Raw genomic sequence first — 21,404 nt, 5'->3', positions numbered from 1 at the left:
AAACGGCTGCCAAACAAACCCCAAAAAGGAAAACCATGAACAACACATTACGCCTCCTCCCCGCCCTCCTCCTCTTGGCCGCCTGCTCCCGACAAACGGCCGACACCCCGCCCGCCTCCGCCCCCGCGCAGGCCGCGCCCGTCCAAGCCGCAGCCAAACCCGCCCAAACCCCCGCCCCCGCCGCAACACTCCCGCACGGCAGCGGCACAATCGAAAAAACCGACATCCCCGAACTGATGATAGACGGCGCAAGCCGCAACAGCCTCACCCTGGTTTACGACCCCCAAGGCCGCCCCGAAAAACTCGAATACGGCTACGGCAGCAACTACCGCGTCCACCACTACCAATACCTCTACCGCGACGGACGCCCCTCCTCCGCCCGCGCCGAAACCCGCTACTACCGCCCCGACGGCAGCCCCGACCCCGCCAAAACCCGCAGCCAGCACATCCTCTTCGACGACCAAGGCGGCATCGCCGTCAACGACCCCGGCAACCCCCCGCCCGAACGCCCCATCGACCCCGCCAAATGGCAGACCGAAACCCGCCTGATGGGCGACATCGCCGCCAAATACGCCGCCAAACAGTAAACCCGTTTTTCAGACGGCCTGATGCAGGGTGTGCGGCGCAGCCACACACGCGTTTCCTGTTTTTCAGACGGCCGTCTGAAACCCCCGTTTTTCCACCATCCGCAAGGAGACCCAAAATGACCCACCAAATCGCCATCCTACGCGGCGACGGCATCGGCCCCGAAATCACCGCCCAAGCCGTGCGCGTGTTAGACAAACTGATAGAACAAGGGCTGGACGCGCAATACCAATACGCCCCCCTCGGCGGCGAAGCCTACGACCAATACGGCGCGCCCTACCCCGAGTTCACGCAAAACCTCTGCCGCGCCGCCGATGCCGTGCTGCTCGGCGCAGTCGGCTCGCCCCAATACGACAGCCTAGACCGCCCCTTGCGCCCCGAGCGCGGTTTGCTCGCCATCCGCAAAGACCTCAACCTGTTCGCCAATCTGCGCCCCGCCATCCTATACAAAGAACTCGCCAACGCCTCCACCCTCAAACCCGAAGTCGTCGCAGGGCTGGACATCCTCATCGTGCGCGAGCTTACGGGCGACATCTACTTCGGCGAACCGCGCGGCATCCGCACGCTGGAAAACGGCGAGCGCGAAGGCTTCAACACCATGCGGTACAGCGAAAGCGAAATCCGCCGCATCGCCCACGTCGCATTTGCCGCTGCCCAAAAGCGCAGCAAAAAAGTATGCAGCGTCGGCAAAGCCAATGTGTTGGAAACCACCGAGCTGTGGCGCGAAATCTTTGACGAAGTCGCCACGCAATACCCCGATGTGGAACTCAGCCATATGTATGTGGACAACGCCGCCATGCAGCTCGTGCGCGCGCCCAAACAGTTTGACGTGATTGCCACCGGCAACATCTTCGGCGACATTTTGAGCGACCAAGCATCTATGCTCACCGGCTCCATCGGCATGCTGCCCTCCGCCTCGCTCGACGAAAACGGCAAAGGCTTATACGAACCCTCGCACGGCTCCGCGCCCGACATCACAGGCCAAAACAAAGCCAACCCGCTGGCTACAATTTTGTCGCTGGCCATGCTGCTGCGTTACAGCCTGAACGACGAAAAGCGCGCCGCGCAAATCGAAAACGCCGTGCAAACCGTGCTGCAACAGGGCTTGCGCACCGCCGATATTTTTGAAGCAGGCTGCACGCAGGTTTCCTGCTCGCAAATGGGCGACGCGGTACTGGCCGCGCTGTAAAAACAAGAGGCCGTCTGAAAAACCTTTCAGACGGCCTCTTGTTTTACCGTTCGACAACACCCGCCCTCAAACCCCAAACCGCGTGCGTGGCTTGCGCCACACACCTTACCCTAACGGCAGAGGCCGTCTGAAAAACGGTAAACATGTTTTTCAGACGGCCTCTGTCATGAGGAAAACCGCGCGGCGGTTCAGCCCGGTTTGCCGTCGAGGCGGGGGCTCAGCAGCCAGGGGGTGTAACGCCAGGCGTAGATCAGCAGTGAGGCGGCGAAGAGGGCGGCGGAGCAGCGCAGGCTGTGCTGGTAGGCGGTGGGGTGGACGTAGAGCATGGCGGCGGCCAGAAGGCGCATGGCGAGGGCGGCGAGCATGAGGACGAAGGCCAGCGGCATGGGTTTGGGCGCGGGGTAGAGCGGGCGGCCGGTGTGGCCGAGGGCGGTGCGGGTCATCATGCTGACGGTGAGGAGGCCGATGCCGCCGACGGCGACGCTGTGCACGCCCGCGCTCATCAGTTCGGGCCGCCACTGGCCGATGCCCATGATGATGAGGCCGAGGGCGGTGGCGGCGTAGCCTGCGTGCAGTGTCCACAGCAGGGGTTCTTTGTCCGTGCCTTTCGCCCACCAGCGCACGGTTTGCACGAGGCCGAGGACGCCGCAGGCGATGCCGCAGAGGGCGGCCAGCGGCAGGGCGAGATGGAGGGTCATGAGGGCGGCCATAATCATGGGCAGCACGAGCGGGGCGAGCAGCGCCCATTGCGGTGAGGCGGGCTGGGGGGTGTTGAGGCGGCGCGAGGTGAAGAAGGCGATGATGCGCGAGCCGATAAGGCCGATGAAGCCGGCCACCATGACGAGTCCGGCGAAGAGGTTGTCCTGCAAGCCGGCCAGCCGTCCGAGCGAGAGGGCGGCATGGAACGCGCCGAGGGTGATGCCCATGAGGACGAGTGCGGCGACGGCGATGTAGTTGCGCGTGCTTTTGGCGGCGAAGACGGCCTGCCCCATGTAATAGGCGGCCAGCCAGTAGAAGGCGACGCCCGCGAGGCCGCAGAGCAGTGCGGCGTGGGGGACGAAGGCAAACAGGCGGGCGGCCAGCCAGCAGCCGACCAAAAGGCCGAGGCGCGCGCCGCCGACGGGGGGCTGTTTGGTCCAGGTGGCGACGGCGGTGAGCAGGAAGGCGACGACCACGCCGCCGGCGTAGCCCCAAATCATTTCGTGGGCGTGCCAGAAGAAGCCGGGAAGCTGCGCGGTGCCTTGGTAGCCGAAGCCCCAGAGGAAGACGGAGAGTGCGCCGTAAAGGGCGGTGAGCGAATAGAGCGGGCGGAAGGCCATCGCCCAGACGGGGTGTTGGAAGAATTTCATGATGTTGTGTTTTCTGTTTTGGTTGGTGGTTTGGTGGTTTGGAAACGGTTGGAGGCCGTCTGAAAAGCGTTTTTTTGCCGTTTGCCGGTTTTGGCTTCGCCGAAGCTGCGCTTTCAGACGGCCTGTTTTGTTGTTTGTTTATTCCGCCGGCGGCAGCAGGGCTTCGACGGCGGGGAACAGCTCGCGTTCTTCAAAACGGGCGTGGTCGCGCAGCAGGGTGGCGAATTGTACGTTCCATTCGGGATTGGTGTAGTCGGGCGCGAGGTGCATGGCGCGCAGTTGGGCGTGTTCGGCCTCAAAGCGCGCGCGCAGATCGTCGCGGCACAGGGCGTCCCACAGCGGGGCGAACATGGTTTCTTCGCAGACGAAGTGTTTTTCCAGATCGATGTAGTGCTCGGTGATGTCGGCGCGGTGGTCGGCTTCGGGACTGCGCAAAATGCGCGTGCACAGGGCGAGTGTGTGGTGGTGCTCGTGCGAGAGCGGCACGAGCAGCGGGTGGCGTTTCATGGCTGTTCCTTACGGCGCGGGGCGCGGTTGGTGTATAATATTATGTTGCATATATTATGAAACTTTAACATTCCGCTGGCAATATGTACCTCACCCAACAAACCGACTACGCCCTGCGCGTTTTGGCCTACGCCGCCGTCAACAGCGAAGAGTTGGTCAACATCGCCACCATCGCCGAAGTGTACGGCATCTCCAAAAGCCACCTGATGAAAGTGGTAACCGCGCTGGTGAAAGGCGGCTTTCTCGACAGCGTGCGCGGCAAAGGCGGCGGCCTGCGCCTGCGGCGGCAGGCGGAACTCATCCGCTTGGGCGACGTGGTGCGCCACATGGAGCCGATGAAGCTGGTCGAATGCATGGGCGCGGGCAACCAGTGCCTGCTCACCTCCTGCTGCCTGCTCGCCTCCGTGCTCAACGACGCGGGCAAAGCCTTCCTCGAACACCTCGACAAATTCACCCTCGCCGACCTCATCAACAAGCCCACCTTCGACATGCTCTACTCGCCGAAAATCTCCCTCGCCGCCCGCCCCATAAGGCCGCAGGCTTAGAAAACAAATCCGAGGCCGTCTGAAAACACCGTTTTCAGACGGCCTGATTCTGTTAAACTGCGCCGTTTCCCGCCCATCAAGGATCAGCCGTGAACGCACCCGACAAACTCACCATCGCCAGCCGCCAAAGCGCGCTCGCCATGTGGCAGGCCGAACACATCAAAGCCCGCCTGCACGCCCTCTACCCCGCCTGCGACATCCGCATCCTCGGCCTCACCACGCGCGGCGACCAAATCCTCGACCGCACCCTCTCCAAAATCGGCGGCAAAGGACTGTTTATCAAAGAACTCGAACAAGCCCTGCACGACGGCCGCGCCGATCTGGCCGTCCACTCCATCAAAGACGTGCCCATGGAGCTGCCCGAAGGCTTCCTCCTTGCCGCCATCGGCGAACGCGCCAGCCCCTTCGACGCCTTCGTTTCCAACCGCCACAACACCCTCGCCGCCCTGCCCGCAGGCGCGGTGGTCGGCACATCCAGCCTGCGCCGCGAAGCCCAAATCCGCGCCAGACACCCCCATCTCACCGTCAAACCCCTGCGCGGCAACGTGCAAACCCGCCTCGCCAAACTCGACAACGGCGAATACGACGCCATCATCCTCGCCGCCGCCGGCCTGCAACGCCTCGGCCTTAACGGCCGCATCCGCGAAATCCTCTCCCCCGACGAATGCCTGCCCGCCGCCGGACAAGGCGCGCTCGGCATCGAAATCGCCGAACACCGCAGCGACCTGCTGCCCCTGCTCGCCCCGCTCAACCACGCCGAAACCGCCGCCTGCGTTACCGCCGAACGCACCCTCGCCCAAGCACTCGGCGGCAGCTGCCAAATCCCCCTCGCCGCCTACTGCACCAGCGACGAAGGACTGCTCACCCTGCGCGGCCTCGTCGGCCACCCCGACGGCTCCGTCCTCATCGAAGCCGCCGCCCAAGCCCCCGCCGCCTACGCCCGCACCCTCGGCCGCGCCGTCGCCAAACGCCTCGCCGACCAAGACGCCGAAGCCCTGATCGACGCCGTACTCGCCGGACAAAACACCGCGCCGCACGGATAAGGTTTTTTCAGACGGCCTGTTCCCCATCACACCATACCGAACCCAAGGTAGGGGTGTCGCCCCAAGTCGACGCACGCGTTCCCTGCCGTACAACGAATCCGCGCATTTCCCAAAAATTCGAAACCGCGTGCGTGGCTTGCGCCACACACCCTACCTTAGCGGCAGAGGCCGTCTGAAACCCCGAATCCGCCCATGCCGAACCTGACGTAGGGTGTGTCGCTCCAAGGCGGTGCACGCGTTCCCTGCCGCGCAAAGGCCGTCTGAAAATCCCCAACCCGATTTTCAGACAGCCTCTTGTTCTTCCCGCCCGCCCCAAACCGTGTGCGTGGCCGCGCCGCACACCCCCGACGGCAGAGGCCGTCTGAAAAAACAAAAAACAGGATGGAAATCCATGCCCATCCTGTTTTTCGCCTTTTTCAGACGGCCTTTTTTTCAGACGGCCTGTGCGCTTGGAACGCCTATCTGCCCAGCCAGCGGCTGAACCAGCTTTTGCCTTTGTTGCTCAGGTTTTCCGACACCTGCCGCTCGAAGGGGCCGGCGGAGAAGACGGTTTCGCCGTTGAAGTATTCGCGCAGCCACATATTGCTGAAATCCTCGCCGATGCCGCGCACGTAAAAGCGCACGGCGGGAAACTGGCGGGCGATTTCGTCGAAGAGGCCGATGACGGTGGCGGTATCCAGGCCGTTGAAGGCGAAGGAAAACGGCTCGTCCACCACGGTTTCGATGTCCATGACGGCATGGCGGCTGGCGTTTTTGTCGGCCAGCCACACGGCGGCGACGGCCTGCACGGCGTTGATGTCGAGTTTGTTGCGGCTGCGGCTGTCGTCCCAGTTGAGTTCCAGACGGGTCATGCTGACGGGCATATCTCTGTCCCCTTAAAAAATAAATTGTCCAAAGCTGTGAAGGTGTTATTGGAAGCCGTTTGCCGCCGAAAGCGGCCTTTTGTCTTTAATTTTTAAATAAAACAGCATGTTTTTCAACACAAAGCGGCGGATTATTACGCTACTTTACAATGATTGTGCCAGTTCGTCAAACGTGCAGACGGCGGTGCCGACTTTGCCCACCACCACGCCGGCGGCGGCGTTGGCCAGGCGCATGGCTTCGGGCAGGTCGAGGCCGGCGGCGAGGCCGAGGCCGAGGGCGGCGATGACGGTGTCGCCCGCGCCGGACACGTCGAACACTTCGCGCGCGCGCGTGGGCTGGTGGTGCGGTTCGCCGTCGCGGTAGAGGGTCATGCCCTCTTCGCTGCGGGTGAGCAAAAGTGCCTGCAAGCCGAGGCTGCGGCGCAGGGCTTGGGCTTTTCCGGCCAGGTCGGCTTCGTTCTGCCAGTTTCCGGTTACTTCGCGCAGCTCGGAGCGGTTGGGAGTGAGCAGGGTGGCACCGGCGTATTTGGCGTAGTCGCCGCCTTTTGGGTCGATGAGGACGGGTTTGCCGGCCTGCCGCGCCCATTCGATGAAGGAGGAGACGTGGGTGAGGCCGCCTTTGCCGTAGTCGGAGAGGATGACGACGTCGCAGTCGGCCAGTTTGGCGCGGAACTGCTGTTTGACGCTGTCGAGGATTTCGTGGGTGGGGGCGTCTTCAAAGTCGAGGCGGATGAGCTGCTGGTTGCGGGCGACGACGCGGGTTTTGACGGTGGTGGCGATGGTTTTGTCGTGGGAAAACAGGGTTTCTACGCCGCAGTTTTCCATCAGTTTTTGCAGGGTGTCGCCCGCTTCGTCGTCGCCGGCCACGGACACCAGCGCGGCGCGGCCGCCCAGGGCGGTGATGTTGCGGGCGACGTTGGCCGCGCCGCCGGCGCGGTGTTCGGTGCGGTCGATTTTGGCAACAGGCACGGGGGCTTCGGGCGAGATGCGCGCCACGTCGCCGAACCAGTAGCGGTCGAGCATCACGTCGCCGGCCACCAGCACGCGCGCCTGTTGCAGGCGGGGTTTGAGGGTTTCGCTGTAAAAGGTCATTTTGTCGTTCCTGTGGTTTTGGCTGCGCCGAAGCCTTGCGTTCAGACGGCCTGTGCGCTTTGGAGGCCGTCTGAAAACGCGGTTCGGCGGCGTTTTACCTGCGCCGCCTGCGCCGTCTGCCACGCAGTTCGTCGATGCGGTGGCGCATGCCTGCCGCGCCGTATGAAAGGGGCGTATTGTTGCGCGGAAGGGTTGCCGAGTAAAGCAGGAAAAACGGCAGGGTGGCGATAAAGAGGCTTACGCCGTCGAAAAACACCGCGCTGCCGTAGCGCAGCATGGGGCGGGCGAAAGCCTCGGCGGTGCGCGCGCTGTCGGCTTCCAGATGCGCCAGCACGCCGCGCTGCCACGGCCACAGCGCGTCAAACACGGCGGCGTAGTTGGCGGCAAACTCAGGCGAACAGGCGGCCAGCGCGGCCAGACCCCAGGCGGCGGCAAACACGCACCACACGCAGAAGGCCGTGCCGAAACAGGGGCTGCCGCTGCGGATTTCGCCGTGCAGCAGCGGCAGCAGCGGCAGATTGGCTGCGACCAGCACGGCGCAGAGCCAGGCGTTGTTCCACCAGCGCAGCACAGTGATGTCGTGCACGTGGCGGGCGGCGGGCGCGGCGGCGGCGAAGTCGGCCAGCAGCACGGGAAACAGCAGATAGCCCAAGAGCGCGGCATATAGCCACATCAGCGGATGGCGGGCGGGCGGCAGGCGGCGGCACATGGCAAAGGCGGTTCGGGCGGCGGCAGACAGGATGACAAAAGCAGAGTAGCCGGTGGCCGCCGCCACAAGCAGCAGCACGACCACGAATATAATCAGAATATAAACAATAAGATAAGAAAACACGGCTCAATCCCCCTGCGACGCAGCGGTTTGCGCCGTTTCGTTTTTCAGACGGCCTGCCCCCTGCCCTGCCGCGTCCAGCAGAATGGCGGGTTCTGCGCCTTCGGCCACGGTGATGATCGGGTGCACGGCGGGGTTGCGGAATACCGCCGCGAGGGTCGCGTCCTGCCACATGTCTTCGCTGTAATAGCCGCTAAGCTCCGCACCGCCGGGCAGTTCGACGCATTTTTTTCTGATGTTGGGGTAGTCGAACGAATTTTTTATCACCGCTTCGGAGACGGCGGACGTTTCGCCGTCGTAAATTTCCGAGCCGATCAGCGTCAGGCTTTTCGCGCCGTCGGGCAGTTCGAGCTGCCACACGGTGTCCCAATCGGCGGTGTACAGCACCAGATGCGCCTGCGCGAAATGCACCGCGCGCACTTTGACTTTCTCTTTGACATTCTGTTCCACGCCGCGCGCCTTTTTCGGCGGCACAAACACCACATATACGGGGCCGTTTTGCCAGTCGGGTGTGTTGGCGGCGGCCAGGCGGCCGCACCAGTTGGCCTTCGCCAGCGCGTGTTCGCGTTCGGTCAAACCGGCGACGATTGCGCGCTCGCCGCAGTCCGAGTCCGCGCCGCGCACGCTGTCTTTCACCCCCGCCCAGCACCGCCAGCGGCCGCCCTGCGGCGAGAGCCAGATGCTGCGCCGTTCGAGAAACTCGGGATTGTGTTCGTCGAAGGTGTAGTCGAAGGTGTATTTGTAGGCTTTGCGTTCGGCGTAATACAGCATGCCCTCGCGCAGGCGCGGCAGCTTTTGCGGCATGGCGGCGGCATCGGCCTTGTCGGGCGGCGGCAAGCGGCGGCGCAGCTCGGCAACGGTGTCGCGCAGTATCCGCCGCGCCTCTGCGCGGCCGTCGTACAGCCGGTATGCCTGCGACCCGCCGCACAACACCAGCACGAAAAGCACAAAGAGCAGGAAAAAACGGGGAAAACCCGGGTTCATTTTCAATGGTTCCGTTGGCGGCGCACCGCTTTTCAGACGGCCTCCGCCGCCCGATACGCGGTTTCGCTGACTTCGCGCAACACGGCCACGGGGTCGGCAGCCTGCGTTACGGGCCGCCCCATCACGAGGTAGGTCGAACCTGCGGAGAGCGCGTCGGCTGGGGTCATGATGCGGCGTTGGTCGTCATTGTTCGCGGCGGTGTCGAGGCGGATGCCGGGCGTTACCAGCACAAAATCCTGCCCCAATTCACTGCGCAGCGGCGCGGCTTCGAGCGCGGAGCAGACCACGCCGTCCAAGCCCGAGCTTTGCGCGAGTTTGGCCAGACGCAACACCTGTTCTTCAACCGGAGCGGATACGCCTGTTTCGGCCAAGTCTTGCTGCGTCATGCTGGTGAGCACGGTTACGCCGATCAAGAGCGGTTTGTTTTGATAATTGGCGACGGCTTCGGCGGCGGCTTCCATCATGCGGCGGCCGCCCGAGGCGTGCATATCCACCATCCACACACCCATTTCGGCGGCGGCCTTGCAGGCTTGGGCGACGGTGTTGGGAATGTCGTGGTATTTCAAATCGAGAAACAGCTCAAAGCCCTGATGAATCAGTTTTTCGGCCAGACTGCGGCCGGTAGCGGTAAACAGCTCTTTGCCGATTTTGAGGCGGCACAGGTCGGGCGAGAGGCGGCGCACAAATTCGAGCATGCTTTTTTCGTCGGCAAAATCCAGCGCGACGATGACGGGTGTTCGGCGGGCGGCGGGGTATTCGGTGTCGGCGATCAGGGGGTTCACGGGATGTCCTTTTTGCTGCTGTTGCGGGGGCGGTTTGCACAGGCCGTCTGAAAAGCGGTTTCGACGCAGGCAAAACGTTTTTTTCAGACGGCCTGTGGCGCAATGCTTTGCGTGCCGTTGCTATTTTTAGCGTAATCGGCTAGATTGTAAAACAGAGTAAGCGTTTGGCGACGCTTTCAACATGAAATTTTATTTTAAGGAAACGCATAATGTCGAATCAGACAAACAATCCGGCCGCGTCCGATTTGTCGGTGATGATCAAACGGCTGCCGCACAACCAGACCTACAAACTCGATCTGCTGGTGATCGAAAACGGCAAGCCGGGCAAGGTGGAAGTGCATATCTGCCAGACGCTGGAAGAAGCCTTTAAAAAGGCGGCGGTGTTCGAGGCGGAGAATTTGGATAAATTTGAAAACGTTATCGAATACACACCGTCCAACTGGCAGCAGTAGTCCGCCGGGCTTGCGGCTCCGTACGCAAAAACCCATGAGGCCGTTTGAAAAACATTTTTCAGACGGCCTCACGGGTGTGTCGACATTCAGCTTGCGGGCGGTTTTTGAGTAAAAAACACCGCCGTAAGGCTGATTGCCAACACACCCATGTATTTTCAGACGGTCTTTCTGCGCCCGCGCCGGCCGAGGGCGAAGCCCAGCGCGAGGGCGGCGAGGGCGGTTGCCGCACCGCCGCCGAGCAGCAGTTTGCGTTGGGCGGCGAGCACGGGGTTGTCGAGCATGTTGACCGAATAGTGGAACTGGGCGATGCGCCAGCGGCCGTCCTGCCGCACGAGGGTCGCGCTCCACTGCGGCGACACTTCCCACACTTCGCCGCCGGCGAGTTCGTAGCGGTCGCGGCTGTGGCCGAAGGAGACGGCGGTGTCGCCGTAGAGGTGCGAGAGCGCGTCGGCTTCAAAGTGCACGTCGATGCTTTTGACCACTGCGCCACTGCCGCCGAGCATTTTTCCGTAGTAGGCGCGCACGGCTTCTTTGCCCTGCACGCGGTCGCCGTTCATGGTGGTGAACACGACGTCGTCGGTTAAGTTGTCGAGCAGGGTGTCGAGGTCGCGTCGGTTGAGGGCGGCCTGCATGGTGTCGCGCAGGGCGCGCAGTTCCTGATGCAGGGTTTCGGCATCGGAGGGCGCAGTTTGGGCGGCGGTGGCAGGCGGCGAGGCGGTGTCGGGCGCGGGTTCGGCGCAGACGGGCGCGGCGGCGAGGAGCAGGGCGAGGGCGGCGGCGGTGCGGGTCATGGGATTTCCTTTTTTCGGTTCGGCGGACGGTTTCAGCTGCGCCCGGGCTGCGCTTTCAGACGGCCTTTGCGCTTTACAGGCCGTCTGAAAGCGCAGCTTTAACGAAGTTAAAAACGGGTTTCACACTTCGATGCGGTTGGGGGTAAAGGTTTCCCATTTGTTGCAGGCGGGGCAGTGCCAGAAAAATGCCTGCGATTTGAAATGGCAGTTGCGGCAGCGGTAGACGCGGCTTTTCTGCAACTGGCGGCCGATAACGGCGCGCGCCATGTCGGCGTCGGCTTTGAGCATGGGGCTCAGGCCGCTGATCTGCACGCCGAGCAGGCGGTACACGCCGTTGAGGTCGGGCTTGGCGCGGACGAGTTCGGCGACGGTTTCGCCGGCTTTCTGTTCGCCGTAGAGCAGCAGGGATTTTTCGTAGACGACATCGAGCAGGTCGAGCTGGGGAAAGGTTTTCATGTAGCCGATAAGCACGTCCAGCCCTTCGGCGGCGCGGTTTTGCGCGTCGTAGGCGTCGTAGAGCTTTTCGCCGGCCATGCCCAGATAGGCGTAGTTTTGTTTTTCGACGGCGGTGTAGGCTTCGATGGCAGCGGCGTAGTTGCCTTCTTTTTGTTCGATGTCGCCGAGGATGATGCTGGCGCGGCTGCATTTGCCGTTGGCGTCGAGGGCGGAGGCAACGCGCTCGCGGGCGGCGGCGTAGTCGGATTTGAACAGGGCTGCCTGCGCCATTTCGCAGTAAAACTGGGCGGTTTCAAAACGGTAGGTCTGTTCGTCGTGGCTTAACGCCTGCGCGGCGGCAACGGCTTTTTCCCAGTCCCGATCCTGCTGGTAGATGTTGAGCAGCCGCTCGCGCGCGCCTTTGGCCGTGTTGCCGTTTTCGAGGGAGAGGAAGATTTGCTCCGCCCGATCCACCAGCCCCGCGCTTTGGTAGGTCAGCCCCAGCTCGAAAAGCACGGCTTCTTTCCTGCCGCCCACGGTGTCGGGCGAGTCGGCCAGTTTCTGCAACAGGCGGGCGGCTTTGTCGTTTTCGCCGCGCGAGCGGTAGAGTTTGGCCAGCGTGAGGTTCAATTCGTAAGACTGCGGCTGGGTGTCGGCCGCTTCGGCCAGCTCCCGCGCCGCCTTGCCGCTGTTTCTGTCCACCAGTGCTTCGAGGGCACAATAGAAGGCGGCGGGCAGGATTTTGGCCTGTTTGAGCACAGTTTTCATGTCCACCCGCGCGGCAAACCAGCCCAGGGCGAAGCAGATGAAGGGGGTCAGGGCGAGCAGCGGCCACCAGACGGGGATGTCGTTTTCCATCGGCGGCTCAGTCCTGCTTGGCGGGCGCGGGCGCGGCGGGCGCGGGCATGGCGGCGGCGGCCGGTGCGGCAATGTCGGTATTGTTGAGGCGGGCGGCTTTTTTCACTTCGGCGCGCAGGCGGCTGTTTTCCGAACGCAGGCGCAGCAGGCGGCCGAACAGGGCAAACAGGCCGAACAGCGAGCCGGTGAAGAACGCGCCGAACAGCACCACAATCAGCGGCCACTCCACGCCCTGCCCGGGCAGGTAGTTGAAGGCGACGGTTTGGGTGTTAATCACGGCGAGAACAAGGAAAACCAACAGAATCAAAACTTTGAAAATCAGCGAGACGGCTTTCATAAACGGCTCCGTAAAGGTTTGAAAAGACACCGGCAAGGCGGGCGCGGCGGGGAAAAGGCCGCCAGTGTAAACGATTTGCCCGCCGCGTGCATGGTTCGTGCATAGTTTGGGCACGGCCGCGCACCTTGCCAAAAGGCGCGCGAAAGGCGTATCTTTGCGTTTTTTCACATCCGGTTTTGAAAGTATCCGCCATGAGCAGACCCGTCCCCGCCGTATTCGGCAGCGTTTTCCACGCCCAAATGCCCGTTACCGCCTACAAAAACCAAGCCTGGCAGCCCGTAGAATGGCAGCCCTCGCAAACCCTCGCCCTGCCGCCGGGCGCACACGCCCTGCACTACGGCAGCGAATGCTTCGAAGGGCTCAAAGCCTTCCGCCAGGCAGGCGGCAAAACCGTGCTGTTCCGCCCCGAAGCCAACATCGCCCGCATGCGCCAAAGCGCGCAAATCCTGCGCCTGCCCCAGCCCGATGCCGCCATCTTCCGCGACATGCTGCTGCAACTGGTGCGCCGCGCCGCCGACGAAATCCCCGACGCGCCCGCCGCCCTCTACCTGCGCCCCACCCTCATCGGCACCGACCCCGTCATCGGCAAAGCCGGCGCGCCCTCCGATACCGCCCTGCTCTACATCCTCGCCTCACCCGTGGGCGACTACTTCAAAGCCGGCTCGCCCGTCAAAATCCTCGTCGAAACCGAACACATCCGCTGCGCCCCGCACATGGGCCGCGTCAAATGCGGCGGCAACTACGCCTCGGCCATGCCCTGGGTGCTCAAAGCCAAAGCCGAACACGGCGCAAACCAAGTGCTGTTCTGCCCCAATGGCGACGTGCAGGAAACCGGCGCGTCCAACTTCATCCTGATTAAAGACAACGAATTAATCACCAAACCGCTCACCGACGAATTCCTGCACGGCATCACCCGCGACTCCGTGCTCACCGTCGCCCGCGACGCCGGCTACACCATATCCGAGCGCAACTTCACCGTCGCCGAATTGCAGGAGGCAGTCGAAAACGGCGCGGAAGCCATCCTCACCGGCACCGCCGCCGTCATCTCCCCCGTAACCTCCTTCGTCATCGGCGGCCGCGAAATCCCCGTACAGAACACCGAACGCGGCTACGCCCTGCGCAAAGCACTCACCGACATCCAATACGGCCATTCCGAAGACAAACACGGCTGGCTGGTCGAAGTCTGCTGACGCCCTAAGGTGTGTTGACATTCAACTTGCGAAACGGATTTTTCGACAGAAAATGGCAGATGCAAGGCGGAAACACGAGCCTATGCCGTCCATAGGCGAGTGTTTCCAACGCAGCAGATGCCGTTTTATGGCGCAAAAGCCGCCGCAACCGTTGATTGTCAACAGACCCTAGCCCGCTGAGGCCGTCTGAAAACCTGTTTTATGATTTTCAGACGGCCTCAAAATCTGCCCGCCGCCCAACCGCCCGCCATGATCATCCGCCCCGTCCACCGCATCAGCATCCTCTACATCCTGCAAGGCTCGTTTTTCAACCGCCTGTGGAAACCACTGCTGCTGCTCTTTCTCTTCTCCACCGTCGTCTCCTACTACCAAAGCCACCTGCTCAAATACCAAATCCCCCTCAACGCCTCCGTCTTCACCCTGCTGGGCATCGCCCTGGCCATCTTCCACGGCTTCTGCAACACCGCCGCCTACGACCGCTTCTGGGAAGGCCGCAAACAATGGGGGCGGCTCTTGCAGCAAAGCCGCAGCTTCACCCGCATCATCGGCAGTCTGCCCATCCCCGAGTCCGACCGCCGCGACATGCTGCAACTGGAAATCGCCTTCGCCCACCTCCTGCGCCGCCAGCTTCGCCACGAACCCTACCGCGACGACATCCTGCGCACCGCCCCCGAACAATGGCGCGACACCCTGCTCGCCGCCCGCTACCCCGTGCTTGCCGCCTGCCGCATCCTCGGCGCATACAACGCCCGCCTGCTGCGCGAAGGACACACCGACAGCATCCAGTGGCAAACCGTCGAACACAGCCTGAACGAACTCACCGAAGTGCACACCGCCTGCGAACGCCTCAACAACACCCCCCATCCCCTTCGCCTACTTTGTCCTCATGCACCGCACCATCTACGGCTACTGCTTCATGCTCCCCTTCGGACTGGTCAACACCATCGGCTGGGTAACCCCCTTCATGACCACCTTCGTCGGCTACACCTTCATGTGCCTGAACGAAATCGTCGACGAAATCAGCGACCCCTTCGGCAAAAACGAAAACGACCTCGCCCTCACCGCCATGTGCCGCCTGCTGGAAAACCAAATCTGCGACGCCGGCGGCCTCACCTTGCCACCCGATACAGAAAACCCCAGCCCGGCCAAACACATCGTGCAATAAACAACGGACACGGAAACCGCAAAATATGCAAAGAGGCCGTCTGAAAACACAGTTTCGGCACAACCGAAAACGTTTTTTCAGACGGCCTGTTCTCCCACCCATACCGAACCTAACGCAGGGTGTGTCGCCCTAAAGCGACGCACGCGTTCCCCTGCCGCACAAAACATCCGCGCCTTTCCCACGACCCCGAAACCGCGTGCGCGGCTTGCCACACACCCCACCCAACGGCGCACATTTTCTGTTTGCAAACGGCTTTACCGGCAAGCCGCTGCAAACGCAAAGAGGCCGTCTGAAAACCTGTTTTACGGTTTTCAGACGGCCTCTGTTTATTTTTCCGCGCCTACCCGTGAAACAGCCACGGCTGGCTTTGGCGGCGTTTGGCTTCAAATTCTTCGATTTCGCCAGCGTGCTGCAAGGTCAGGCCGATTTCGTCCAAGCCGTTGAGCAGGCAGTGTTTGCGGTGTTCGGTAATGTCGAAGGCGAAAGACTCGCCCGAGGGCGTGGTAACGGTCTGGCGTTCCAAATCGACTGCAAGCGCGTAGCCTTCATTGGCCTCTACTTCCTGAAACAGCCGCTCTACAATTTCTTCGTCCAGCACAATCGGCAGCAGGCCGTTTTTGTAGCAGTTGTTGAAGAAAATATCGGCGAAGCTGGGCGCAATCACCGCGCGGAAGCCGTAGTCGTCCAAAGCCCACGGCGCGTGTTCGCGCGAAGAGCCGCAGCCGAAATTCTTGCGCGTGAGCAGGATTTGCGCGCCGCGATAGCGCGGCAGGTTCAGGGAAAAATCGGGGTTGAGCGGGCGTTTGCTGTTGTCCATGCCCGGCTCGCCGTGGTCGAGGTAACGCCATTCGTCAAAAGCGTTCGGCCCGAAGCCGGAGCGTTTGATGGATTTGAGAAACTGTTTGGGGATAATCGCGTCGGTATCGACATTGGCGCGGTCGAGCGGGGCGACGATGGCGGTCAGTTTGGTAAATGCTTTCACGGTGTGTTCCTATATCTGCGTTGCAGCGTTGGCACTCAGGTGCAAAGAAGCAGCCCGAAGCGGCTTCGGGCTGCCCGAAGTGTGTTGGCAATCAACTGTGCGGCGGTATTTTTGGGGAAAATCCGCTTCGCAAACCGAATGCCAACAGACCCTGCGGATAACGCTTATTCGGTGGCGTTTTCAATTTTCTCGCCGACATGGCTGATACCGCGACCGACCGCGTTACCGCCTCTTTTCACCGCGTCTTTGGTTTTGTCCCAACCACGTTCGATGCCTTCGCCGGTTTTTTCCACGTTTTCGGAAGTATCTTCCTTCATACCGTGCCAGGTGCTGGAACAGGCGGCCAGGGCAAGTGAGGCGAGTGTCAGTGCAAGTACTTTTTTCATACTGGTTTCCTTCAAAAATATTACGGGAACAGATACACGGCGCAGGCCGTGTGCGGGCGATTATATAGCCAAACACCCGCCGCGCAAGCCGCGCTCTGCGCAGGGTGGGCGGCGTTTACACAAAAATCACCGCTGCGAATGCAGGCCGATGCGGTTGCCCTCGCTGTCTTCGACAAAGGCCGCGAAGCCGTTGGCGATGGGGAATTTTTCCTGCAACAGTTTGCCGCCGCAGGCCACCGCCTTTTGCGCCGCCGCCTCGCAGTCGTCGCAGCTGAAAAACAGCGTGCAGCCGCCGCAGGCCGCGGCATCCGCGCCCTCGTCGTGCCAAATCATGCCGCTCACGCCGTAGCGTTGCCAGTCTGCGCCGAACAGATAAAAACGTCCGCCCGCCACTTCCTGCAAAGGCTGTCCGAACACGTTTTCATAAAACGCCCTCGCCCGCGCCATATCCCGCGCGTGAATGCCGAACCAGCCGACCGGATTGCCCGTCATGTTTTTTCCTTTCTTAAACGGATTTAACGGTTTTCAAAATCCGGATTCTACACTTTTCAGACGGCCTTTTGGCTGTTTGACGGCGCAAGAAGCGTCTGCGATGCAGGTTTTCCGCAAGCAAACACGAAAAAAAGGATTTCCGGCTGAAAAACGGAAATCCTTTTGGAGAAACTGGCACGCCCACGGGGAATCGAACCCCGGTTACCGCCGTGAAAGGGCGATGTCCTAACCGCTAGACGATGGGCGCGGCGATGAGTTGTTTGGCGCACCCGGAGCGATTCGAACGCCCGACCCTCTGGTTCGTAGCCAGATACTCTATCCAACTGAGCTACGGGTGCGAGAAAAACGCGGATTATATGGAGCGTTTGCAAAATCGTCAAGCGTTTGTGCTGTGAATTTGCCTTCGGCGCGGTAAAATGCCGCGTTTTGTTTGAAGCGCAAAGGAATTTTATGGACGACATTTCGCAACGCCCGCTGCTGGCGGCGGCTTTGGCGATATTCGGCCGGCCGGCGGCAATCGTCGATTTGGAAACTACCGGCGGCAGTTTCGACACTGACCGGATTACCGAAATCGCCTTTCTGCGTTTCGACGGCGGCACGGTTACCCCTTATCACAGCCTGGTTCATCCCGAACGGCCGATTCCGCCCTTTATCCGCAGGCTGACCGGCATCGGCGACGAAACCGTGGCCGGCGCGCCGCCGTTTTCCGCCCTGGCGCACGAGCTGCTGCCGCTCTTGCGCGGCTGCATCCTGCTGGCGCACAACAGCAAATTCGACTACACCTTCCTGCGCCGCGCGTTCGCCCGCTGCGGCCTGCCCTTTGCCGCGCCGACGCTGTGCACGGTGCAGCTTTCGCGCCGCCTGTATCCGCAGTTTTACAAACACAGCCTCGAAAGCATCATCGAACGCCACGGCATCGCCGCAGCATCGCGCCACCGCGCGACGGACGACGTGCTGGCAGTGGCCGATTATCTGGAAACCGCCCTGCGCGAGCAGGGTTCTGAAACCTTTGCGGCGCACGCGTGCCATTTGCTGCAACCCAAGCTGCCGAGCGCGCTGCCCGCCGCCTTAGAAGAACAGCTTTACGCGCTTTCGGACGGCTGCGGCGCGCTGCTGTGGCTGGACGAATCGGGCAGGCCGCTGCATTTGGCGGCACACCGGCACGCGTTCTCCGAAGCGGCGCGCCGGCTGGCCGCGTCGGAACAGGCGCGGGCGGCGGCATCGCTGCGCTTCCTGCCCGCCGCCGGCCCGCTGCACGCGCTGACGCTGAAAGCGCAGCTGGCGGCGGAATACGGTTTGAGGCCGTCTGAAAACCCGCAACACGCGGCGGCGCAGCAGGATTTCCTCACCGTGCGCCTGCGCAGCAGCGAAAACGGATGCATGCAGACGAAGTTGGAACGGCTTTCAGACGGCCGCTTTGCCGAACAGCCGTACGGCCTGTTTCCCAACAAAAAAGCGGCGCGGCAGGCTTTGGTGGAATGGGCGAGGGGCAACGGCCTTTGCCCGCAGCGGCTCGACATTCTGCCTGATGGCTATTCCCGCGACACGCCCTGCCCCGCCGCCTTGTCGGGCGGCTGCGCCTGCCTTTCGGACGGCCTCGAAGAACACAACCGCCGCACAGCCGCTGCGGCGCGGCTGCTGCCAGTGGCCGGCTGGGGGAGAGCGCACGCGCTGGAAATCACGGAGACCGACGCCGACACCGGCGTGCGGATAACATCCGTCTGCTCCGGCGGCGCGCTGCGCCTGCCCGACGGCTCTTGGTATTTCGACCATTCCCTGCCCGCCCTGATCAAAGAGAAATTCAAAAAAGAGCGGCACAATATCCGCGTCTGCGATTAGGGTTGTTTTTTAGGGCTGTTTTTATAGTGGAACAAAATACAAGATACCCATCGTAGGCCAGGTTTTAGCCCGGCTGCCTTGCTATTCCCCCGATATTTTGCTGGGCTGAAGCCCGGCCTACACAGGATACTTTTCATCTGTATCCACTATAAAACCGGCGGTGGTGAAACGGCAAAGAGGCCGTCTGAAAATCGTTTTTCAGACGGCCTCTGTGTGTTACGCCGATACTTTATTTACAGTATTTGGAAACGTCCTGGTTAAAGCGTTCGATCAGGGCTTCGCGTTTGTCGGTTTTCGCGGTTTGCGCGTAGGACAGGTTCATCTGGGCGGTTTTGCAGTTGGCTTCCGCCGCCTGCTTGTTCTGCTCTTCGATTTCCTTGTTGCGCTGCTCGGCCGCTTTGTTTTCCTCGGCGATTTTCGCGCTGATCGCGGCCTGCTGCTCGGCCAGCGAAGGCTGGGCGTTGGGCGGTGTGGCGTTCGGGTCGCCGACGGTGGTTACCGGCGAGGGCTGTACCGAAGAAGTGGCCGGCGGGGTTACTTTGTGCGTGCGCACGTTGATGATGGTGGACTCGGTTGGTTTGAGGCCGCGCGGCACGTCGGAGTATTTGTTGTATCCCGCTTTTTCTTTCCAGCGGTAAACTTCTTTGGCGGAAAGGCTGCCCGACACCAGCAGGCTGGCCAACAACAGTGCTTTTGCAAGGGGAGTAATGTGCATCGTTTGTCTCGCTTTTCTCAAAATAACGGAAAATAACGCTTATTGTACTGTATTTGCCGGTATGCCGCCATGTTATCGGGAAAAGCCTTTGGGACGGGCGCGGCAAATATGCTACAATTGCGTGCATTTTAAATTTCCAACCGCTGAAAGGTAAAATGCATCATGCGCATCGTAGAAAAAGCCTACACCTTCGACGACGTTCTGCTCGTTCCCGCCCATTCCCAAGTCCTCCCCCGCGACGTTTCCCTCAAAACCAAGCTCACCCGCAACATCACGCTCAACCTGCCCCTGCTCTCCGCCGCCATGGACACAGTAACCGAAGCCCGTCTGGCCATTTCGATGGCGCAGGAAGGCGGCATCGGCATCATCCACAAAAACATGACTCCCGAGATGCAGGCCAAAGCCGTGGCCAAAGTCAAACGCCACGAAAGTGGCATCGTCAAAGATCCCGTCACCGTTGCGCCCGATGTGCTGATCGGCGAACTTTTACAACTGCGCGCCCAGCGCAAACGCAAAATGTCCGGCCTGCCCGTGGTGCAAAACGGCAAAGTGGTCGGCATCGTAACCAACCGCGACCTGCGTTTTGAAAACCGCCTCGATCTGCCCGTTTCCGCCATCATGACCCCGCGCGAACGCCTCGTTACCGTGGCCGAGGGCACCAGCATCGACGAAGCCCGCGAACTGATGCACGCGCACAAAGTCGAGCGCGTTTTGGTGTTAAACGATCAAGACGAACTCAAAGGCCTGATTACCGTTAAAGACATCCTCAAAACCACCGAATTTCCCAATGCCAACAAAGACTCCGAAGGCCGTTTGCGCGTGGGCGCGGCGGTCGGCACGGGTGCGGACACCGAAGAGCGCGTGTACGCGCTGGTTGAAGCGGGCGCGGACGTGATTGTGGTCGATACCGCGCACGGCCACAGCCAGGGCGTGCTCGACCGTGTGAAATGGGTGAAAGAACACTTCCCGCAAGTGCAGGTCATCGGCGGCAACATCGCCACCGCCAAAGCCGCGCTGGACTTGGTGGCCGCAGGCGCGGACGCGGTGAAAGTGGGCATCGGCCCGGGTTCGATCTGCACCACCCGTATCGTCGCCGGTGTGGGCGTGCCGCAGCTTACCGCGATTCACAATGTGGCCGAAGCCCTGAAAGACACCGGCGTGCCGCTGATTGCCGACGGCGGCATCCGCTTCTCGGGCGACATCGCCAAAGCCCTCGCGGCAGGCGCGTCCAGCGTGATGCTCGGCGGCATGTTTGCGGGCACGGAAGAAGCCCCGGGCGAAATCGAGCTTTATCAAGGCCGTTCCTACAAATCCTATCGCGGCATGGGTTCGCTCGGCGCGATGAGTCAGGGCTCAAGCGACCGCTATTTCCAAGACAAACAGGAAAGCGCGGACAAATACGTTCCCGAGGGCATCGAAGGCCGCGTGCCCTACAAAGGCCCGATTGTAAACATCATCCACCAGCTCACCGGCGGCCTGCGATCCAGCATGGGCTACCTTGGCTGCGCCACGATTCCGCAAATGCACGAAAAAGCCGAGTTTGTCGAAATCACCTCGGCGGGCATGAGCGAATCGCACGTCCATGACGTACAGATTACCAAAGAAGCCCCGAACTACCACCGCTGATTCGGCCACCATCAACAGAGGCCGTCTGAAAATCGGATTTACGGTTTTCAGACGGCCTCTTTGCTTTTCAGACGGCCTCCCGTTTCATCGCAAACCCCCACCACCAAACAAAACCGCGTGCGTGGCTTGCTCCACACACCCTACCCCAACAACGAAACCGCATTTTCAGACGGCCTCTGCCGCTGACGTAGGGTGTGTCGCCCAGGCGACGCACGCGTTCTTTGCCGACCGGGCGAACGCCGCCCGAAACACGACATTCGTTTTTTCAGACGGCCTCTTACACATCACCTGCCGCATTCAGGGTTTTGGAGCGGGTGGACGTATCAAAGAAACCGTCTGAAAACGCCGTTTCGGTTTTTCAGACGGCC

General features: G+C 61.6%; 24 protein-coding genes and 2 tRNA genes. 10 read left to right on the top strand and 16 right to left on the bottom strand.

All coding sequences use genetic code 11. From position 1 onward, the window contains the following. Window positions 1–35: 35 nt before the first annotated feature. Window positions 36–587: a hypothetical protein gene (locus H3L91_RS05645; RefSeq protein WP_007342634.1), complete on the top strand. Its 552-nt coding sequence runs from the start codon at window positions 36–38 to the stop codon at window positions 585–587. 116 nt (window positions 588–703) lie between these two features. Next, window positions 704–1,774 (top strand): 3-isopropylmalate dehydrogenase, encoded by a 1,071-nt coding sequence (leuB, locus tag H3L91_RS05640; RefSeq protein WP_007342633.1) that lies wholly within the window; start codon window positions 704–706, stop codon window positions 1,772–1,774. 188 nt (window positions 1,775–1,962) lie between these two features. Here the strand turns inward: leuB and H3L91_RS05635 are convergent, their stop codons facing one another. Further along, on the bottom strand, window positions 1,963–3,123 hold the full coding sequence (locus tag H3L91_RS05635) for an NnrS family protein (RefSeq protein WP_007342632.1): 1,161 nt from the start codon (window positions 3,121–3,123) through the stop codon (window positions 1,963–1,965). A gap of 138 nt (window positions 3,124–3,261) precedes the next feature. Continuing rightward, window positions 3,262–3,630 carry a hemerythrin domain-containing protein gene (locus H3L91_RS05630; protein ID WP_007342631.1) on the bottom strand — a complete coding sequence of 123 codons (369 nt, stop codon included), beginning with the start codon at window positions 3,628–3,630 and terminating at the stop codon, window positions 3,262–3,264. A gap of 83 nt (window positions 3,631–3,713) precedes the next feature. Between H3L91_RS05630 and H3L91_RS05625 the strand changes: the two genes are divergently transcribed. The 3 genes from H3L91_RS05625 (at window position 3,714) to H3L91_RS05615 (ending at window position 5,699) form a co-directional block, all read left to right on the top strand. After that, window positions 3,714–4,175: an RrF2 family transcriptional regulator gene (locus H3L91_RS05625; RefSeq protein ID WP_007342630.1), complete on the top strand. Its 462-nt coding sequence runs from the start codon at window positions 3,714–3,716 to the stop codon at window positions 4,173–4,175. 89 nt (window positions 4,176–4,264) lie between these two features. Next, window positions 4,265–5,218, top strand: a complete 954-nt coding sequence (gene hemC / locus H3L91_RS05620) for a hydroxymethylbilane synthase (RefSeq protein ID WP_007342629.1) — start codon at window positions 4,265–4,267, stop codon at window positions 5,216–5,218. 229 nt (window positions 5,219–5,447) lie between these two features. Beyond that, on the top strand, window positions 5,448–5,699 hold the full coding sequence (locus H3L91_RS05615; RefSeq protein WP_007342628.1) for a hypothetical protein: 252 nt from the start codon (window positions 5,448–5,450) through the stop codon (window positions 5,697–5,699). On the opposite strand, the gene H3L91_RS05610 is transcribed toward H3L91_RS05615, so the two are convergent. The 5 genes from H3L91_RS05610 to pyrF all read right to left on the bottom strand — a co-directional run bounded on the left by H3L91_RS05610 (window position 5,677) and on the right by pyrF (window position 9,768). Beyond that, entirely contained in the window at window positions 5,677–6,081 is a 405-nt protein-coding gene (locus H3L91_RS05610) for a hypothetical protein (RefSeq protein WP_007342627.1), read from the bottom strand. The two genes, H3L91_RS05615 and H3L91_RS05610, sit on opposite strands and share 23 nt — an antisense overlap. A gap of 144 nt (window positions 6,082–6,225) precedes the next feature. Beyond that, on the bottom strand, window positions 6,226–7,173 hold the full coding sequence (rfaE1, locus tag H3L91_RS05605) for a D-glycero-beta-D-manno-heptose-7-phosphate kinase (RefSeq protein ID WP_040659470.1): 948 nt from the start codon (window positions 7,171–7,173) through the stop codon (window positions 6,226–6,228). 94 nt (window positions 7,174–7,267) lie between these two features. After that, complete coding sequence (locus H3L91_RS05600; protein WP_007342625.1) at window positions 7,268–8,005, bottom strand: hypothetical protein; 738 nt, start codon at window positions 8,003–8,005, stop codon at window positions 7,268–7,270. Between the two features lie 3 nt (window positions 8,006–8,008). After that, entirely contained in the window at window positions 8,009–8,986 is a 978-nt protein-coding gene (locus H3L91_RS05595) for a hypothetical protein (protein WP_007342624.1), read from the bottom strand. 32 nt (window positions 8,987–9,018) lie between these two features. Beyond that, window positions 9,019–9,768 (bottom strand): orotidine-5'-phosphate decarboxylase, encoded by a 750-nt coding sequence (gene pyrF / locus H3L91_RS05590; RefSeq protein ID WP_007342623.1) that lies wholly within the window; start codon window positions 9,766–9,768, stop codon window positions 9,019–9,021. Between the two features lie 209 nt (window positions 9,769–9,977). On the opposite strand from pyrF, the gene H3L91_RS05585 reads away from it, so the two are divergent. Continuing rightward, window positions 9,978–10,220 carry a hypothetical protein gene (locus H3L91_RS05585; RefSeq protein WP_007342621.1) on the top strand — a complete coding sequence of 81 codons (243 nt, stop codon included), beginning with the start codon at window positions 9,978–9,980 and terminating at the stop codon, window positions 10,218–10,220. A 155-nt stretch (window positions 10,221–10,375) separates the two neighbouring features. Here the strand turns inward: H3L91_RS05585 and H3L91_RS05580 are convergent, their stop codons facing one another. From H3L91_RS05580 to H3L91_RS05570, 3 genes are all read right to left on the bottom strand, one after another. Further along, window positions 10,376–11,011, bottom strand: coding sequence for an SgcJ/EcaC family oxidoreductase (locus tag H3L91_RS05580; RefSeq protein WP_040658859.1), 636 nt, complete (start codon window positions 11,009–11,011; stop codon window positions 10,376–10,378). Window positions 11,012–11,131: 120 nt separating this feature from the next. Further along, window positions 11,132–12,304: a lipopolysaccharide assembly protein LapB gene (lapB, locus tag H3L91_RS05575; protein WP_007342620.1), complete on the bottom strand. Its 1,173-nt coding sequence runs from the start codon at window positions 12,302–12,304 to the stop codon at window positions 11,132–11,134. A 7-nt stretch (window positions 12,305–12,311) separates the two neighbouring features. Further along, window positions 12,312–12,641 carry a LapA family protein gene (locus H3L91_RS05570; RefSeq protein ID WP_040659468.1) on the bottom strand — a complete coding sequence of 110 codons (330 nt, stop codon included), beginning with the start codon at window positions 12,639–12,641 and terminating at the stop codon, window positions 12,312–12,314. Window positions 12,642–12,832: 191 nt separating this feature from the next. Between H3L91_RS05570 and ilvE the strand changes: the two genes are divergently transcribed. After that, window positions 12,833–13,831 (top strand): branched-chain-amino-acid transaminase, encoded by a 999-nt coding sequence (gene ilvE, locus H3L91_RS05565; RefSeq protein ID WP_007342618.1) that lies wholly within the window; start codon window positions 12,833–12,835, stop codon window positions 13,829–13,831. A 201-nt stretch (window positions 13,832–14,032) separates the two neighbouring features. Beyond that, a complete protein-coding gene (locus H3L91_RS12470; protein ID WP_280525958.1) occupies window positions 14,033–15,040 on the top strand; it encodes a bestrophin family protein in 1,008 nt (335 codons plus the stop codon). Between the two features lie 296 nt (window positions 15,041–15,336). Here H3L91_RS12470 and leuD read toward each other — a convergent pair whose 3' ends face one another. The 5 genes from leuD to H3L91_RS05535 all read right to left on the bottom strand — a co-directional run bounded on the left by leuD (window position 15,337) and on the right by H3L91_RS05535 (window position 17,194). Beyond that, window positions 15,337–15,978: a 3-isopropylmalate dehydratase small subunit gene (gene leuD / locus H3L91_RS05555; RefSeq protein WP_007342615.1), complete on the bottom strand. Its 642-nt coding sequence runs from the start codon at window positions 15,976–15,978 to the stop codon at window positions 15,337–15,339. A 164-nt stretch (window positions 15,979–16,142) separates the two neighbouring features. Beyond that, entirely contained in the window at window positions 16,143–16,364 is a 222-nt protein-coding gene (locus H3L91_RS05550; RefSeq protein ID WP_007342614.1) for a hypothetical protein, read from the bottom strand. Between the two features lie 126 nt (window positions 16,365–16,490). Further along, on the bottom strand, window positions 16,491–16,856 hold the full coding sequence (locus H3L91_RS05545) for a VOC family protein (RefSeq protein WP_007342613.1): 366 nt from the start codon (window positions 16,854–16,856) through the stop codon (window positions 16,491–16,493). Between the two features lie 172 nt (window positions 16,857–17,028). Continuing rightward, window positions 17,029–17,103 (bottom strand) — tRNA-Glu (locus H3L91_RS05540). Between the two features lie 14 nt (window positions 17,104–17,117). Continuing rightward, window positions 17,118–17,194: transfer RNA gene (locus H3L91_RS05535), tRNA-Arg, on the bottom strand. A gap of 112 nt (window positions 17,195–17,306) precedes the next feature. Here H3L91_RS05535 and H3L91_RS05530 point away from each other — a divergent pair. Next, window positions 17,307–18,695, top strand: a complete 1,389-nt coding sequence (locus H3L91_RS05530) for a 3'-5' exonuclease family protein (protein ID WP_040659466.1) — start codon at window positions 17,307–17,309, stop codon at window positions 18,693–18,695. A 229-nt stretch (window positions 18,696–18,924) separates the two neighbouring features. On the opposite strand, the gene H3L91_RS05525 is transcribed toward H3L91_RS05530, so the two are convergent. Then, complete coding sequence (locus tag H3L91_RS05525) at window positions 18,925–19,410, bottom strand: DUF4124 domain-containing protein (protein WP_007342611.1); 486 nt, start codon at window positions 19,408–19,410, stop codon at window positions 18,925–18,927. Window positions 19,411–19,572: 162 nt separating this feature from the next. On the opposite strand from H3L91_RS05525, the gene guaB reads away from it, so the two are divergent. Then, window positions 19,573–21,036: an IMP dehydrogenase gene (guaB, locus tag H3L91_RS05520; RefSeq protein ID WP_007342610.1), complete on the top strand. Its 1,464-nt coding sequence runs from the start codon at window positions 19,573–19,575 to the stop codon at window positions 21,034–21,036. The last annotated feature ends 368 nt before the right edge of the window (window positions 21,037–21,404 follow it).

The organism is Neisseria bacilliformis (assembly GCF_014055025.1).
GTDB lineage: Bacteria > Pseudomonadota > Gammaproteobacteria > Burkholderiales > Neisseriaceae > Neisseria > Neisseria bacilliformis.
Note: the sequence above shows the minus strand (reverse complement) of the source record. Positions and strands in the feature narration are given on the sequence as shown.